Genomic DNA, 16,093 nt, shown 5'->3' with positions numbered 1-16,093 from the left:
AAATTAAATATATTCCGTATTGTATCTATAAATCACTTACTTACGTCAGCATTTGTGATTAAAAATTAACCAATTGTCTATCACGCCCTTCAAAAGTAGCAGCTTTGGTATAACCGATCTCTTTTGCCTGCGCTGTGGCAAGATCATACCCGAACCCGATCTGCTCGACCGAATGGGCATCGGAAGAGAAGGTAATGGGGATATCCAGCGCATAAGCCTCTTCCAACAAGGCGCGTGACGGGTAGAGCTCCCCCACCGGTTTACGGAGACCTGCGGTGTTGACTTCCAGGACCATACCGGACCTTTTGATGGCCAGAAGGGAATCTCTTGCCAGGAGTCTTACATCTTTTTTAGGCATGAACTTGAATACCTTGATGAGGTCCAGGTGCCCCGCAATATCGAATTTCCCGGATTTTGCCATCGCCTCCGTGGCTTCAAAATAGGCCTGCCATATCTCATCGATATCTTTGTTTTTCCATCCGGCGATGAATTCGGGGTTGTCAAAACTCCATTTGTCTATGAAGTGCACAGAACCTATCAGATAGTCTACTTTAGCATCTAAAACCCTATCGTCCATATGTCCCGGAAGATAATCCACTTCATAGCCAAAGAGTATATTGATCTCATTTTTGTACCGCTCTTTGGCACTTAAAATATCATCGGTATAGGCTTGCATCTCTTCAAAAGCAAGACGGTAGTGCGGGTCAAAATCCATAGGTGCATGTTCAGAGAACCCATAGATATCTATGCCCAGTCCTATGGCTTTTTGAACGTACTCATCGACAGTACCTTCTGCATGATTGCAGCGTGTGGTGTGGTTATGTATATCTATTCTCATAAAGGGGATTTTAGCATAAAAACTGTTTTTTACCACTAATAGGGTAGAATAAGAGACATATTTTCATCGTATTCGTCATTTCCGGTTCAAGACGGGAGCGTGGCGGGGATTGTATTTCAGGAATAAAATGACAGCAGAAAACAAAGTAGAACTTTTAGCACCGGCAGGTAATTTGGAGAAGCTGAAGATCGCTCTTAACTATGGCGCAGATGCTGTATATGGGGGTACCAGCACCTTTTCACTGCGTATACGTTCCGGGAAAGAGTTCGATATGGACTCCTACGCAGAAGGGATAGCCTATGCCCATGCACGCGGTAAAAAGGTCTACTCTACCGTGAACTCATTTCCTTTCAATTCGCAAATGAAGCTCTATGAAAACCACATCGCCAAGATTGCAGAGCTGAAACCGGATGCACTGATCGTCTCCAGTCCGGGTGTGGTCAAGATCGCAAACCGTATAGCACCGGACATTCCTATCCACCTCTCTACGCAGGCCAACGTGATGAATGCCATGGATGCCGAGGTCTATTATGACCTGGGCGTAAAGCGTATCATCGTGGCACGTGAAATAAGTTTGAAAGACTGTGAAGCCATCAAGCATCATCTGCCTGACCTGGAACTGGAGATATTTGTACATGGTTCGATGTGCTTTGCCTACTCGGGGCGCTGTCTGATCTCTTCACTGCAAACGGGGCGGGTGCCCAACCGCGGAAGCTGTGCCAATGACTGCCGTTTCCCTTATGAGATCTATGCACACAACCCGGAATCGGGAACCACGTTCAGACTCGATGAAGAGGAGGGTATCGGTACCTATATCATGAACGCCAAAGACATGAACATGGCATCGCATATAGATGAGATACTCAGATCAGGCGTGATCGATTCACTGAAGATAGAGGGACGTACGAAGTCCCCTTACTATGCAGGTGTCGTGACAAAGGCCTACCGTCAGGCTATCGACGACTACTATGCGAACACTTTTGATGCTGCACGGTACCAGCGTGAACTCAATACCACCCAAAATCGCGGGTTTACGGATGCCTATCTGCTTTCGCGCCCTTTTGAGCGGACGGATACGGAGTCCAATGCGTTCTCTATACAGTACGGTACCCATCAGGTAGCAGGGCTTGTACTGGAAGACGGCCTGACATGGAAGTGTAAGGATAAAACATGCATAGGTGATACGGTAGAGATCGTTCTGCCTGTAGGTGCGACCGTTGAGCTGGTGGACAATGAAGTAGGCAGGATAGAGGAAATAGAGGGAAAGTATTGGCTTACCTTTAAAAAAATGCTCTCCGAATCAGGCAAGGAGTTTGAGTGTATTCACTCCGGTGACCTGAACAACATTCTTTTACCGACCAAATTGCCGGGTTATACGATCCTGAGACGGGAGATCGCGGAAGCCTTGGAGAACAAGGGGTTGACGGAGAGCTCAACACCTATGAAGCAGGAACAGGCAGCCAAACCAACAAGTAAGGGTATCAAATGAAATTTGTATCGATCGTTATGGAAAGTAAAAGCGACTACAGTATTATGACCGAGTGCTCGGAGACACTGAAAAAATTCGGTGTACCCTTTGAGCTTATCATCTCTTCCGCACACAGAAGCCCCGAAAGGACCAAACAGTATGTGAACGAGGCGGAAGCCAAAGGGGCACAAGTGTTCATCGCAGCATCGGGTATGGCAGCCCACCTTGCCGGTGCAGTAGCGGCAGCTACGACCAAGCCGGTACTGGGGGTACCTATGGAAAGCGGAGCTTTGAAGGGGGAAGATGCACTCCTTTCTACCGTGATGATGACAGCGGGGATGCCCGTAGGTACGCTTGCCATCGGTAAATCAGGTGCCGTCAATGCTGCCTATCTGGCTATACAGATCATGGCACTCGGTGATGATGAACTTCGGGTAAAGCTTCAAGAAGACCGTATCAGCAAAGCCAAAAAAGTCGAACTCGATTCTTCTGAGATCGAAACAATACTGTAAAATCAACATTAGGTAAAGAGAGAGATGAACAACAACGCGATTACATTTAGTGAACTGCTCCTGAAACTACAACAATACTGGGCTGAGCAGGGGTGCAATATCGTCCAGCCTTATGACCTTCCTGCAGGCGCAGGGACATTCCATCCCGCAACACTGCTGAGAAGCCTGGATTCCCAGCCCTGGTCTGCGGCCTATGTCGCGCCTTCACGCCGACCGACCGATGGACGTTACGGAGAGAATCCCAACCGTCTGGGTGCCTATTATCAGTTTCAGGCACTGATCAAACCCAGCCCTGACAATATCCAGGAGCTGTACCTGAAATCCTTGGAGTATCTGGGACTGAATTTGCAGGAGCATGATATCCGTTTTGTGGAAGACAACTGGGAGTCTCCGACCCTGGGTGCCTGGGGACTCGGATGGGAAGTATGGCTGGATGGTATGGAAGTGACCCAGTTCACCTATTTTCAGCAGGTCGGCGGTATCGCCTGTGATCCTGTGGCCGTGGAGATCACCTATGGTACAGAGAGACTTGCGATGTATCTGCAGGGGGTGGATTCGGTCTATGACCTTGTATGGAACCGTATGGGTGACAGAGTGACCACCTATGGCGATGTACACAAGGAGACGGAGTATGAGTTCTCCAAGTACCATTTTGAAGTGGCCAATGTAGAGAAGCTGTTGCAGCATTTTGAAGATGCTTCCCGTGAGTGTGAGGTCTGTCTGGAAGCCGGACTCCCGCTTCCTGCCTATGACCAATGTATGATCGCATCCCACGCCTTCAACATATTGGACGCAAGAAAGGCGATCTCCCAGGCCCAGAGACAGAACTACATCCTAAAGGTCAGGGAACTTGCAGTGGGATGTGCAGAGCTCTATAAAGCCCAGGAAGCAGAACGTAACAGACGTGTGAGAGGCTGAGTCTTGATCGAGAAACTATTAACTTCAAGTTTGAAAATGGGGATCATCGCAGGTGGACAGCTGGGTAAGATGCTTATCCAGGAAGCCAGCAAATGGGATATCACCACCTATATTCTCGACCCCGATGAAGCATGTTCGGCACGCAGTGTGGCTTCGGTCTATGTCAAAGGTGACTTTACTGATTATGACGATGTCTATCGTTTCGGCAAGCAGGTGGATATTCTTACCTTTGAACTTGAAAATGTCAATATCGAAGCGCTTCAAAAGCTTAAGGCCGAAGGATTGAAGATCGTGCCGGACCCTGATACCCTGGCTTTGATCCAGGATAAGGGGCTGCAAAAAGAATTTTATGCGAAACACGGTCTTCCGACCTCTCCGTTCATCTGTTGCGAAGAGGGCGAGATAGCAGAGGCCGTAAAGCGAGGCGAACTTGCCTATCCGTTTGTCCAGAAGCTCCGTAAAGGCGGCTATGACGGCAGGGGCGTTTCGCTCATCCACAGCAGTGAAGATGCACTTCTGCAGGGTACCTCCATGTGTGAGCAAAAGGTGGATATCGATAAAGAGATCGCCGTGATCGCCGCTCGAAACAGTGCGGATGAGGTACGTTGTTTCTCTGCGGTAGAGATGACCTTCAATGACAAGACCAACCTGGTCGAAGAGATATTTTGCCCGGCGGACATTACTGCGGAACAGGCAACAGAAGCCCAGAACCTTGCAGTGAAGATCATAAGAAGCCTTGACATGGTCGGCCTTCTGGCAGTGGAGTTCTTTATCGATAAAGAGGGGAAGATACTCATCAATGAAGTGGCTCCGCGACCGCATAACAGCGGCCACCATACGATCGACAGCATGGTGACCTCTCAACACAAACAGTTACTTCGCGCCATACTTGGCCTGCCTTTGGGAAGTACCGAGATGATGAAAAAAACGGTGATGCTGAACCTGTTGGGCGAACCGGGATATGAAGGACCGGTCTATTACGAGGGCTTTGAGGAGTGCATGGCGATAGAGGGGGTCAAGATCCACCTGTATGGCAAGAAAGAGACAAGACCTTCGAGAAAAATGGGGCATGTCACGATCCTCTCTGACTCTTTGGACCATGCACGGAACAAGGCACAGGAAGTAAAACGTTTATTAAAGGTGAAATCATGTCAAAAATAGTAGTAAGTATAGTGATGGGGTCAGACTCTGACCTTCCTGTGATGCAGGAGGCGGCCAAGATGTTGGAGGAGTTCAATGTGGGTTATGAACTGGATATCGTTTCCGCACACAGAACACCGGAAAAACTCTTTGAGTTTTCACACAATGCACATAAACGCGGGATCCAAGTCATCATCGCAGGCGCCGGGGGTGCGGCACACCTTCCCGGTATGATAGCCTCCATGTCGCCGCTGCCGGTGATCGGGGTGCCTGTCAAGTCAAGCAACTCCATTGACGGATGGGACTCCGTGCTCTCCATATTGCAAATGCCCGGAGGTGTGCCCGTGGCTACCGTCGCGCTCAATGGTGCCAAGAATGCGGGCATCCTTGCTGCACAGATCGTCTCTGCGGCCTCTGAAGAGACCAGGGAAGCGATCATCGCCTACAAGCAAGGTCTTGCTGAACAGGTGATGGAGAAGTCAAGAAGAGTCAAATGCCAGAAAGATTAGCATGACGCTGCAAGAAATATACGACCACTTAGACCGGATCAGCCCTTTTGAGCTCCAGGAGAAGTGGGACAACTCCGGACTGATTGTGGGCCACAGGGAGCGGTCAGTGTCTCAGATAGTCGTCTCTTTGGACATAGACGAGGAGATGATCGCGCATGCGAAAGAGGGTACACTTTTCATCGTACATCATCCGCTGATATTCGGGAAAATGACACAGCTGGATCTGTCGAAATACCCTTCCAATCTCCTTGAGAAGATGATACTCAAACAGCAGTCGATGATCGCCATGCATACCAACTTTGACCAGACGCATTTGAACCGGTATGTATTTGAAAAAGTGCTGGGGTTCACGCCTGTGTCGCAAACGCCTTTTGTCTGTACCGCAAAGGGAGAATGGCACTATAAAGAGCTCTTGGGGCTGCTGAAAGAAAAATTGAACCTGCAGACACTGAAGACAGTGGGAAGAAAAGAGCATATCACTTCCATCGCCATGACCACGGGTGCAGGGGCCTCACTGATGGATGAGGTTGAGGCCGACTGTTTTCTGACCGGGGACATTAAATACCACGATGCGATGAAGGCGATGAGTGAAGATTTGATGATGGTGGACATAGGACATTATGAATCTGAGAGATTTTTTGCAGAGATCCTTTTGAATGAGTTGAAAGTTTTACCTCTTTTGGCTATAATTGCAAATTCAAAAAATCCATTTCATATTGCAACAATATAAAGTGTGGATCGAACCTCTCAAATAATGCTTGAGAACCCTTAAACTCCAAAAGGACAGAGAAGTGAACAAACATCTAAACGAGCTTATCGAGCTTTCAAAAAATGATAAAGAGATAGACAGTTATACGCCGCAAATCGAAGCAGCTGATAAAAAATTGGCAAAGATCCAGAACAAGATCAATGCCGCACAGGGTGAGCTTGATGAACTGACCAAAGCTATTGCGGACAATGAAGCAAAAACAAAAGGCTTTGAAGAACAACTGGCAATGCTGAATGAAAAAATGGCTTCAAGTGCAAAAAAGTCCAAAGAGATCACTACAGAAAAAGAGATGAAAGCACTCTCTTTGGAAGAAGATATCACGAAAGAGAAAATGACCTTTGCGAACGAAGAGATAGAGAGACTTCAGAAGATCAATGAAACCAAAAAAGCACTGCTGGACGAAGCGGATGAAAAGCTCAAGGCATTGACCGAAGAGTTTGACAAGATCAATCAGGAAGTCTCTGCTGAAAAAGAAGAGATCGAAAAAAGCAAAGCGGTCCTTTTTGCAAAAAGAGAAGAGCTGAGCAGAAACATCGAGCAAAAAGTACTTGCCTTTTATGAAAAGATACGTATCTGGGCGGGAAATACAGCGGTAGTACCTGTCAAAAAACAGGCATGTTACGGCTGTCACATGAAACTGAACGACAAGACCTATTCAGAAGTGATCAAAGCGGATGAAATCGTAAATTGTCCTCACTGCGGACGTATTTTATATATCGAGCCTGTTACAGAAGAAGCCTAAGTGATGCACTATGGAGAAATTTTTCTTTTTTCTCTATAGTCTTTTCTCTTTTCTATTCTATATTCTTGCCCTTCCTTTTTTAGTTTTACTCTCTTTCAAAACCAAATACAAAGAGTCGCTCCCCTCAAGGTTTTTTTTATGGCACAACAAGCCCTTTAAACCTGATGGCATCTGGTTCCACTCCTGCAGTTTCGGAGAAGCGAAAGCGATAAAACCTTTGGTAGACCGGTTGCCGAAAGCACAGCTTCGTATGAGCACCACCACACAGACGGGTCTTCAGGTGATAGAGTCTTATACATCGCAGAGCCGGTACCTGCCTTTTGAGCCTTGGCTTTTCGGATGGCTGAAACCGCAGAAGGCATTGGTGGTGATGGAGGCTGAGTTCTGGTATCTTCTGTTTGCCTTGGCGCAGAAACGGGGTGCGAAGACCCTGCTGATCAATGCACGTATGAGCGACAGGTCCTTTCCGAAGTATCAGAAGATAGGGTGGTTCTACCGGCATATCTTCAAGCATATCGATGAAGTGTATGCGCAGACAGAGGTAGACAGGGCACGGTTGGAGTCTCTGGGAGCAAGGAATGTGTCAGTGACAGGGAACATCAAGTTGTCTTATCTGCCTGCGGTGACCAGGAAAATAGAAAAGCCTTCAGGCTTGGTGGTATGCGGTGCAAGTACGCATGAAGGGGAAGAGGGCGTGATCCTCGAAGCCTTTGCGGCACTCAAAAAAGAACAGAAAGATGCGGTCTTGCTTCTGGTACCGCGCCATCCGGAACGTTTTGACAAAGTGGCACAGATGGCGGAAACGTTTGCCTTGCAGCATGCGTTCACAGCGCAGCGCTATTCTCAGAACGCGGTGCTTCGCAGTGATATCGTTCTGATCGATGTACTCGGAGAACTGGTCAATATGTATGCCGTCAGTGATATCGTGATACTCGGAGGTGCTTTTGAACCTATAGGCGGGCACAATGCAGCGGAAGCCGCACAGTTCGGCTGCAAGATCATTTCAGGCAAACACTACTTTAACCAAAAAGATATTTTTGAAGCGATCGAGGGGATCGCCATCGTAGAAGCAGGCAACCTTTCAAAGAGACTGCTGCAATATGGTGTGCTCAAGCCTACCAGGATAAAAAGCAAGAGTGATCTAACACCTATTTTGGAGAGCCTGGAACGTGTTTTATAAGATAGAAGATGAGATGGTCACGCTGCGTATCAAAGCGCAGCCCAGTGCCAGCAAAAGCGAGTTCTGCGAAGCCTATGGCGAGGATGCGATCAAGATACGGATCAAGGCGCCCGCCGTCGAGGGTGCGGCCAACAAAGAGCTGGTAAAGTTCCTTGCAAAAAGTTTTAAGGTCCCAAAAGGTGATATACTTTTTAAAGCAGGAGAACACAGCAAGATCAAAACAGTGGTATTCCCACTGAATGATACATTTAAAGCGTGGATAGCAAAAACGAAGGAAATATGAATGGCTACAGATAAAGCATATAAGGTCCTTGCAATGGCAAAGGGACTTTCAAACAATAAAGCGAAAGAGCTGATAGACAGAGGACTGGTCTATGTGGAAGACAAAAAGGTCAAGATTGCCAGGGCAGAGATACGTACGGATACGGTATTCCGCATAGAATACCCTGAGGATATCGAGATACTCTATGAAGATGAAGATATCATTGCGGTCAATAAACCCGCACAGGTAGACAGCTATGAGATACAAGACTCGATACCAGGAGCGGAACTGCTCCACAGACTGGACAGGGACACTTCCGGCGTACTGCTGTTAGGCAAGAACAGGGAGTTCATAGATCGCGCCATCAAAGAGTTTAAAGGCCGAAAGGTAGAAAAACACTATGTGGCATGGGTGGAAGGTGTCGTGTATGAAAAGGTGGAGATCGATGAACCTATCTTTACGGTGAAAAAAGGAAAAGCATTTTCCATGATCGATCCGGTACGCGGCAAAATAGCACATACGGTGGTCACACCTGAAGAGATACAGGGAAAAAAATCCAAGGTCCATATAGAGATCACGACGGGAAGGACGCATCAGATCCGTGTGCACCTTGCGCACATAGGGCATCCTATCGTAGGGGATGAACAGTACGGAAGCCGTACACAGTCAAAACGTATCCTTCTGCACTCTGCCAAAATGAAGCTGCTGGGGTATGAATTTACTGCAGCGGAGCCGAAAGACATCGCCAGGTACAAATAACGATTTTAAGCCCAACTAGGGTAGAATCGCGTCAATATAAATAATAAAATCTTAGGAAATATGCAGTGAATGTATCCGCTTCAGCAGTGAGGATACGCTTTTGGGTCTCGCCCCAACGCATCCTAAGTGATCCAAGGGTAATACATGTTCGATACGTTAACCGACAGTTTTAGAAACGCCATAGGCAAGATCCGTTTTCATGATGATGAAAAAGCACTCAAAAAAGCAACTGCCGAACTTAAAAAGTCACTTTTAAAAGCAGATGTTCACCATAAGGTGGTCAAAGAGCTTATCAGCAATGTCGAGATCGAAACAAAGAAGAATGGGGTAGGGAAAGACAACTTTCTTAAAGCACTTCAGCACAATCTGACAGATATACTGACCATAGAGGGTGCGCCCAAGGGGTTCACCTTTGCATCCAAACCGCCCACGGTAGTACTGATGATAGGTCTGCAGGGGTCCGGTAAAACGACCACGACGGGGAAGCTGGCCTATTTCCTTAAAGAACAGAAAAAGAAAAAGGTACTGGTGATCGCAGCCGACCTGCAGAGACTCGCAGCGGTAGAGCAATTGAAGCAGATCACTTCACAGATAGAGGTAGAACTGGTAGCGGATGAAAATGCCACACCGGTAGAGATCGTCAAACGGGGACTTGCCAAGGCGGAAAAAGAGCTCTACGATGTGGTACTGATAGATACGGCGGGACGTCTGGCCATAGACGATGCGCTGATGGATGAACTGGCAGAAGTGAAGAAGGCAGCAGAGCCGGATGAACTTTTCTATGTGGCGGACGCGATGACCGGTCAGGATGCGGTCAGAACGGCACAGACCTTTAAAGAGAAGATCGGCATCACCGGCGTGGTACTTTCGAAGTTTGACGGGGACTCCAAAGGGGGTGTGGCACTTGGTCTGACACAGCAGGTCGGTGTACCGCTTCGCTTCATCGGTGCGGGTGAAAAGATGCCTGACCTTGAGCAGTTCATTTCAGACAGGATCGTAAGCCGTCTGATGGGTGCGGGGGATGTCGAGTCACTGGCAGAGAAAGCAGCTGCAACGATAGACCCGAAAGAAGCAAAGAGGTTCACACAGAAGATCAAAAAAGGTGAGTTCAACTTCAATGACTTTCTGGCACAGATGGAGCAGATGAAAAAGCTCGGAAGCATGAAGTCCATCATGGGAATGATCCCCGGTATGGGCAATATGGCAAAACAGCTGGGGGATATGGACCTGGAAAACTCTCAGGAGATCAAGCAGATCAAGGCACTTGTCTCTTCGATGACACCCAAAGAGAGAGAGAACCCTGATCTGCTGAACAACACGCGAAAACGCCGTTTGGCAGCAGGGGCGGGGCTGGACCCGATGCATGTGAACCGTGTCCTGAAGCAGTTTAAGAATGCTGCAAAGATGGCCAAAAAGATGTCCACGAAGGGCGGCATGAAACAGATGCAGGAGATGATGGCACAAATGCAGGGCGGCGGAGGGATGCCAAATATTCCTCGCTAGGCCGTTATAAGACCTTCTTAATAAAATCTTTATAATTTTTATGGTAAAATCGCGTTCCAAAAGAATTTATCAAGTGTTGATGAGTGTTTTAGTCATTAAAAACAGTTGTCAGTACTTGTGATGCACAAGCATAGCTTTCCTCAGGCTAAGCTTTAAAAAAACAAATGAAACAACAAAGGAAATAACATGACAATGATCAGAATGACAAGAATGGGTAGAAAAAAGAAACCATTTTACAGAATCGTAGTAACAGACAGCAGAAAAAGAAGAGATGGTGGTTGGATCGAAGCGATCGGTCACTACAATCCGGTAAGTGAGAACAAAGAGCTTACACTTGATCAAGAGAGATTGAACTACTGGCTAAGTGTCGGTGCACAGATGAGCCCGACAGTAAAAAGACTAGCAGGCAAAAACTAGTCCTGATGGTCAAAGACTTCCTGCTCTCCTATACCAAGCTTTTGGTAAACAATCCTGAGGATATCTCGATAGAGATCTCCAGGATCGATGAGGGCTTTGATGAGATCACCATCTTTGCGAACAGTGAAGATATAGGTAAGCTGATCGGCAAAGAGGGAAGGATGATCAATTCTATCAAAACAGTCATCTCCGGCTGTAAAGCAAAAGGCGGTACGAATTACCGCGTCAACGTAAAAGCTTCCGAGTAACATTCTATGTCCAATGACACTTTTTTTATCGCTCAAATAGGGCGGACAGTTGGACTTTGGGGCGATCTCAAATTTCATCTTCATACCGATTTTCCAGAACAGTTCAAAGTAGGCCAGACCTATAAAAGCGACCGCGGGAACCTTACGGTCGCAGATGTCAATTTGACACGCGGCACGATCCGTTTCACAGGCTATGAAAGTGTGGATTCCGCCAAAAAACTGACCAATGCAAAACTCTACGCCGATGAAGCACAGACAAAAGAGAGTTGTGTATTGGATGAAGGTCAGTACTTCTGGTTCGATATGATCGGGTGTGAGGTCAAACAGGGTGATGAGGTTCTCGGCCGGGTAGAGGATATACAACGTATGGCAGATACGGACTACCTTTCTATCAGAACGGAGGAGGGTTTGGTAAACACCGGTTTGCCCAATCACTTTCTGATTCCCTATATAGAGCGCTACATCCTTGAAGTAGATACAGAAGCCAAGATCGTCCATACCAAAGATGCCAAAGACATTTTAGAAGCGAGTTGATACGATGCGTTTCTCTTTCGTGACACTTTTCCCTGATCTTATCAAAGGGTACTTTTCCGAAAGTATTTTAAAACGTGCCATTGAAGAGGGGAAGATCTCTATCGATTTTTACAATCCGCGTGATTTCACCACCGATAAGCACAACCGTGTGGATGCACCGATGATAGGCGGAGGGGCAGGGATGCTGATGACGCCGCAGCCCCTGATGGATACGCTTCGCAAAGTGAGAGAGACCTCTCCGGAGGCGCATGTGGTGTTTGTTTCCCCTGTGGCCAAACCCTTTACGCAAAATGATGCGAGACGTTTGGCTAAAAAATCCCATGTGGTGCTTGTCAGCGGACGGTATGAAGGGATAGATGAACGGGTGATCGAAGCAGAGGCCGATGAACTTTTTTCCATAGGGGACTTCATCCTGACAGGAGGAGAACTGGCAAGTATGGTGGTCTGTGATGCGGTCAGCCGTAATGTGGAGGGTGTCCTGGGAAATAGCGATTCTCTCAGTGTAGAGAGTTTTGAATCTTCACTGTTGGAAGCCCCCTCCTTTACCAAACCTATAAATTATGAGAACAATCTGGTGGTTTCAGAATTCCTAAAGGGGAATCATAGTAAAATCACGGACTTAAAAAGAGGGCTTGCTTTGTGTAAAACAAAGTATTTTAGGCCAGACTTATACAAAAAAGGTATAACACATGAGAAATAAATACATTGAAAGCTTCGAGCAAGCGCAGGTAGAGAACAGAAACATTCCAGAATTCAGAGCAGGTGACACAGTAAGAGTCGCTGTGAACATTAAAGAGGGCGAAAAAACAAGAGTTCAGAACTTTGAGGGTCTTTGTATCGCAATAAGAGGACAGGGAACTGGTAGAACATTTAACGTAAGAAAGATCGGTGCTAACAGTATCGGTGTGGAAAGAATTTTCCCGATCTACTCTGATTCTATCGAAAGTATCGAAGTACTTAGACGCGGTAGAGTTAGAAGAGCTAAATTGTTCTATCTTAGAGAGCTTAAAGGTAAAGCGGCAAGAATTAAAGAGCTTAGAAGAAAGTAATCTCTTTCTTTCTGCTTCACCGCAATTCCGGCTGAATGGGGTTTGCTCCGTTCGGTCACTTCCTATCAACAAACTTCTGCACCATACAATTCATTTAACCCAAACGACAGTAGATCAAAAAGAGATACAGGTCTTCTTATACAAAACATGCTATTTCCCATGAAACTGCTATAATGTCTTCAAACTTATTCAGGGATGTTCCATCATGTACGAAACCATAAAAAACAGGTTTATGCTATTTTTACAGTTCTTCCTTGTCATCACCTATATACTCTTTGAAGAGTTGATCTGGGAGAGGGTCGCGAAGCCTGTTTACGAGACCATTCATGCACTGAAACTCCTTCAGAGGCTGGAATCAAAGCTGGCGCATGTCTCCCCCTCGTTCATTTTGATCATCTTTGTGGTACTGTTTGTCATCGTAGAGGCATTTGGTATCTATGCAGGGGTCGTGTTTGTCAGCGGGCAGGTTCTGCTGGGAGTGATACTGTACATGGCTAAAATACCTGTCGCTGCGTTTACCTTTTGGCTTTTTAGAGTGACAGAAGACAAGCTGATGCAGTTCGGATGGTTCAAATGGGGATATGAAGGGGTCATGCGGGCCATTGACTGGTTACACAGCTGTGAGATGTACAAGAAGACGGTAGCGTATGTCGTACAGGCCAAAATGGACATCAGAAGATGGAAAGAAACCTACCTTGCAGGCAGGAGCCCTTTTATAGAGAAAATAAAATATCTCTATAGGCGTGTCAAAGAGCGTCTCAAAAACTAGAAAGCAGCAAGCGTATGGCGCTACTCTCTGTTCTTCATGGCCTGCTGGGCTTCACGGTTGAGGGTCTTCGCTTTCAGGTCCGCACGTTTGTCATGCAGTTTTTTACCTTTTGCCAGTGCGATGCTCACCTTGGCAATATTCCGCTCATTGAAGTAGATCATCAGCGGCACGATCGTAAGACCGTCCTTATGTACCTTCACATAGAGCTTTTGCAGCTCTTTTTTGTGCAAGAGCAGTTTTCTTGGCGCACGCGTATCGGGTGTGAAATATTTGCTTGCCGTTTCAAGGTGGGCGATATGTGCGTTCATAAGGTGCAGTTCCCCCTGGATGAATCGGCAAAAAGCATCGGCAAGGTTGGCACGTTTGGCACGGAGTGCTTTGACTTCGGCACCCGAAAGCACGATTCCGGCTTCAAACTTTTCAAGTATCTCATAATCGTGTCTGGCTTTTTTGTTTTGTGCTATGATATTGATAGCCAAATCGGTCCTTTACGCTCTATTTTCCAGAATTATATCATATAATTCTCTATGGATAATACAGGTACAACCCCTTTGGAAATACTCTATCAAGACGAAGATCTGGTCGCTGTCAATAAACCATCAGGTCTGCTGGTACACAAATCTCCCATAGACAGACATGAGACAGCGTTTGCCTTGCAAATGGTACGCGATCAGATCGGGCAGCATGTCTATCCTGTCCACCGCTTGGACAAGCCGACCTCCGGGGTATTGCTGTTTGCATTGAATGCGGAAATGGCCCAGATGATGTCCCTTCTGTTTCGCAACGCTCTGGTTCATAAAGAGTATATAGCCATTGTGCGCGGATTTACAGAGGATACTTCCCTGATAGACCATCCGCTGAAACAAATGCTGGATACCAAAGCAGAAAAAGAGCAGGGGATCACCAAAGAAGTGCAGGAGGCGCGAACGATGTTCCGCCGTTTGGCGACCGTGGAGTTGCCTTATCCTGTCAGCCGTTACCCGGTGGCACGCTACTCTTTGGTCAAGCTCTATCCCAAAACAGGACGAAAACATCAGCTCAGGCGCCATATGAAACATATCTTTCATCCCATCGTAGGGGATACCAAGCACGGAAGGGGTGAGCATAACACATTGTTCCGCGAAAAATTTTCGTCCCACAGGCTGCTGCTGCATGCGGACAGCATGACGTTCAACCATCCTCTGACTCAAAGTGAGGTGGTGATCCATGCACCGCTGGATGTTACCTTTCAAAGGCTCTTTAAAACATTTCAGTGGGATATTGATGGTATGATGTCACATGAACAATGATGAACACAAAAACAATCCCTTGCACGGCATTACACTGAAGCAGATACTTGAAGCGTTGCAGGAGCATTACGGCTGGGAGCTTTTGGGACAACTGGTGAATATCCGGTGTTTTAAACATGATCCGAGTATCAATTCCTGTTTGAAGTTTTTAAGAAAAACCCCTTGGGCAAGAAGCAAGGTGGAAGCGCTCTATCTTCGCTTAAAGCAAAGATAATCCAAAACGGACGCTATTTCACCATAAGGTATGACCGTATCTTAGCGCAGGCGAAAGAACGTACTGCCGCTTCCTGAAAAGAACCATCCCTCTTTGGCCAGATCTTTGAGCTCAGGATAGGCGATAAGCGCAGCACGGTAGAGGTCGTTCAGCATCAGGGGATCGGCTATGCGCTCCAGTAACGTCCTTGAATCGAGTCTGTCCCAGCCGGTAAATGAGTCCGGGTCTATGCCGCTCAGCAGATGTTCCCTGAATGTCTTGTAGACCAGTGCGGTATCGCACCCTATCTCCGGGGTGTAGAGTTCTAAAGAGAGCGGCTCCTCTTCAAAAGGCTCGACGATCTCGCCGAATCCGCTGACATTGGCCGAGGGGTAGTTGTAGATGAAAAAAGGAAGGTCCGCACCGATCGTGCTTCCCAGTTTGGCGAGCTCTTTGGTACTGATGAGAAGGTTGCATACCTCTTTGACCAGAAGCATGAAGGCGGCTGCATCGGAACTTCCGCCTCCCAATCCTGCCTGGGAAGGGATACGTTTGGTGACGACCACCTTATGCTGGTAAAAGAAGTTCAGGATGTCAAGATCCCCGGTATGGTCATTGAGTGCCTTGTAGGCTTTGTATATGGTATTGGACTCAAGAGGTATGCCCTCACACCCCTCTATCGTGAACGTTTCACACTCACAAGGTACGAACGCGATGGTGTCATAGAGGTCTTCCACCTGCATAAAACGGGAAAGCAGCGTGTGGTATCCCTCTTTGTGTCCGGTAATCTTTAAAAAGATGTTTACTTTTGCATGGGCCCTGATACGGTAGCCTGCTTCGCTTTTTTCTATAGGCGGTTTTCCTCTGTTTGTGCTGCTGGAGCGGTCTTTATCTCCCTGACCCATCCATTTGGGAAGCGTTCCGATATCCCAGTATCCGCCTTCATCACCGCCTTCAAAGCCGCCCATCACTCACCCTTTCTCATGAAAATTTG

22 protein-coding genes are annotated in these 16,093 nt (G+C 47.2%); 19 read left to right on the top strand and 3 right to left on the bottom strand.

Annotated elements, in window-relative coordinates; genetic code table 11:
* Nucleotides 1-58 precede the first annotated feature (58 nt).
* Nucleotides 59-838: a histidinol-phosphatase gene (locus tag VIM88_RS01785; RefSeq protein ID WP_331861167.1), complete on the bottom strand. Its 780-nt coding sequence runs from the start codon at nt 836-838 to the stop codon at nt 59-61.
* Nucleotides 839-965: 127 nt separating this feature from the next.
* On the opposite strand from VIM88_RS01785, the gene VIM88_RS01780 reads away from it, so the two are divergent.
* The 17 genes from VIM88_RS01780 (at nt 966) to VIM88_RS01700 (ending at nt 13,617) form a co-directional block, all read left to right on the top strand.
* Nucleotides 966-2,327 (top strand): U32 family peptidase, encoded by a 1,362-nt coding sequence (locus VIM88_RS01780; protein WP_331861166.1) that lies wholly within the window; start codon nt 966-968, stop codon nt 2,325-2,327.
* Nucleotides 2,324-2,818, top strand: a complete 495-nt coding sequence (gene purE, locus VIM88_RS01775) for a 5-(carboxyamino)imidazole ribonucleotide mutase (protein WP_331861165.1) — start codon at nt 2,324-2,326, stop codon at nt 2,816-2,818. Before VIM88_RS01780 ends, purE (VIM88_RS01775) begins: the two co-directional genes overlap by 4 nt.
* A gap of 24 nt (nt 2,819-2,842) precedes the next feature.
* Nucleotides 2,843-3,736, top strand: coding sequence for a glycine--tRNA ligase subunit alpha (gene glyQ, locus VIM88_RS01770; protein ID WP_331861164.1), 894 nt, complete (start codon nt 2,843-2,845; stop codon nt 3,734-3,736).
* A gap of 3 nt (nt 3,737-3,739) precedes the next feature.
* On the top strand, nt 3,740-4,897 hold the full coding sequence (locus tag VIM88_RS01765) for a 5-(carboxyamino)imidazole ribonucleotide synthase (RefSeq protein ID WP_331861163.1): 1,158 nt from the start codon (nt 3,740-3,742) through the stop codon (nt 4,895-4,897).
* Complete coding sequence (purE, locus tag VIM88_RS01760; RefSeq protein ID WP_331861162.1) at nt 4,885-5,385, top strand: 5-(carboxyamino)imidazole ribonucleotide mutase; 501 nt, start codon at nt 4,885-4,887, stop codon at nt 5,383-5,385. The genes VIM88_RS01765 and purE (VIM88_RS01760) overlap by 13 nt, the downstream gene beginning before the upstream one ends.
* 1 nt (nt 5,386) lies before the next feature.
* On the top strand, nt 5,387-6,115 hold the full coding sequence (locus VIM88_RS01755) for a Nif3-like dinuclear metal center hexameric protein (RefSeq protein ID WP_331861161.1): 729 nt from the start codon (nt 5,387-5,389) through the stop codon (nt 6,113-6,115).
* Between the two features lie 61 nt (nt 6,116-6,176).
* Nucleotides 6,177-6,896, top strand: a complete 720-nt coding sequence (locus VIM88_RS01750) for a zinc ribbon domain-containing protein (RefSeq protein WP_331861160.1) — start codon at nt 6,177-6,179, stop codon at nt 6,894-6,896.
* 10 nt (nt 6,897-6,906) lie between these two features.
* Nucleotides 6,907-8,076 (top strand): lipid IV(A) 3-deoxy-D-manno-octulosonic acid transferase, encoded by a 1,170-nt coding sequence (gene waaA, locus VIM88_RS01745; RefSeq protein WP_331861159.1) that lies wholly within the window; start codon nt 6,907-6,909, stop codon nt 8,074-8,076.
* Complete coding sequence (locus VIM88_RS01740) at nt 8,066-8,359, top strand: DUF167 domain-containing protein (RefSeq protein ID WP_331861158.1); 294 nt, start codon at nt 8,066-8,068, stop codon at nt 8,357-8,359. The genes waaA and VIM88_RS01740 overlap by 11 nt, the downstream gene beginning before the upstream one ends.
* Nucleotides 8,360-9,097, top strand: coding sequence for an RluA family pseudouridine synthase (locus VIM88_RS01735; RefSeq protein ID WP_331861157.1), 738 nt, complete (start codon nt 8,360-8,362; stop codon nt 9,095-9,097).
* 144 nt (nt 9,098-9,241) lie between these two features.
* Nucleotides 9,242-10,600, top strand: a complete 1,359-nt coding sequence (gene ffh / locus VIM88_RS01730) for a signal recognition particle protein (RefSeq protein WP_331861156.1) — start codon at nt 9,242-9,244, stop codon at nt 10,598-10,600.
* 186 nt (nt 10,601-10,786) lie between these two features.
* Entirely contained in the window at nt 10,787-11,017 is a 231-nt protein-coding gene (gene rpsP / locus VIM88_RS01725) for a 30S ribosomal protein S16 (RefSeq protein WP_331861155.1), read from the top strand.
* A 5-nt stretch (nt 11,018-11,022) separates the two neighbouring features.
* On the top strand, nt 11,023-11,265 hold the full coding sequence (locus VIM88_RS01720) for a KH domain-containing protein (RefSeq protein ID WP_331861154.1): 243 nt from the start codon (nt 11,023-11,025) through the stop codon (nt 11,263-11,265).
* Between the two features lie 6 nt (nt 11,266-11,271).
* The gene (gene rimM, locus VIM88_RS01715) at nt 11,272-11,799 is read left to right on the top strand and encodes a ribosome maturation factor RimM (RefSeq protein ID WP_331861153.1); all 528 of its coding nucleotides are present in this window, start codon (nt 11,272-11,274) and stop codon (nt 11,797-11,799) included.
* Nucleotides 11,800-11,803: 4 nt separating this feature from the next.
* The gene (trmD, locus tag VIM88_RS01710) at nt 11,804-12,499 is read left to right on the top strand and encodes a tRNA (guanosine(37)-N1)-methyltransferase TrmD (protein WP_331861152.1); all 696 of its coding nucleotides are present in this window, start codon (nt 11,804-11,806) and stop codon (nt 12,497-12,499) included.
* Complete coding sequence (gene rplS / locus VIM88_RS01705) at nt 12,489-12,848, top strand: 50S ribosomal protein L19 (protein ID WP_331861151.1); 360 nt, start codon at nt 12,489-12,491, stop codon at nt 12,846-12,848. Before trmD ends, rplS begins: the two co-directional genes overlap by 11 nt.
* A gap of 205 nt (nt 12,849-13,053) precedes the next feature.
* Nucleotides 13,054-13,617 (top strand): hypothetical protein, encoded by a 564-nt coding sequence (locus VIM88_RS01700; protein ID WP_331861150.1) that lies wholly within the window; start codon nt 13,054-13,056, stop codon nt 13,615-13,617.
* A 20-nt stretch (nt 13,618-13,637) separates the two neighbouring features.
* Here VIM88_RS01700 and smpB read toward each other — a convergent pair whose 3' ends face one another.
* Entirely contained in the window at nt 13,638-14,096 is a 459-nt protein-coding gene (smpB, locus tag VIM88_RS01695) for an SsrA-binding protein SmpB (protein ID WP_331861149.1), read from the bottom strand.
* A 48-nt stretch (nt 14,097-14,144) separates the two neighbouring features.
* Here smpB and truC point away from each other — a divergent pair, with 48 nt between their 5' ends.
* Together truC and VIM88_RS01685 are read left to right on the top strand one after the other, a co-directional pair.
* Entirely contained in the window at nt 14,145-14,906 is a 762-nt protein-coding gene (gene truC, locus VIM88_RS01690) for a tRNA pseudouridine(65) synthase TruC (protein ID WP_331861148.1), read from the top strand.
* A complete protein-coding gene (locus VIM88_RS01685; RefSeq protein WP_331861147.1) occupies nt 14,896-15,120 on the top strand; it encodes a VF530 family protein in 225 nt (74 codons plus the stop codon). The genes truC and VIM88_RS01685 overlap by 11 nt, the downstream gene beginning before the upstream one ends.
* Before the next feature lie 41 nt (nt 15,121-15,161).
* On the opposite strand, the gene VIM88_RS01680 is transcribed toward VIM88_RS01685, so the two are convergent.
* Nucleotides 15,162-16,067 carry a 4-(cytidine 5'-diphospho)-2-C-methyl-D-erythritol kinase gene (locus VIM88_RS01680; protein ID WP_331861146.1) on the bottom strand — a complete coding sequence of 302 codons (906 nt, stop codon included), beginning with the start codon at nt 16,065-16,067 and terminating at the stop codon, nt 15,162-15,164.
* Nucleotides 16,068-16,093 lie beyond the last annotated feature (26 nt).

Source organism: Sulfurovum sp. (assembly GCF_036568385.1).
Lineage (GTDB): Bacteria > Campylobacterota > Campylobacteria > Campylobacterales > Sulfurovaceae > Sulfurovum.
The sequence above is the reverse complement of the archived record's forward strand: the minus strand, read 5'-3'. Positions and strand labels throughout refer to the sequence as shown.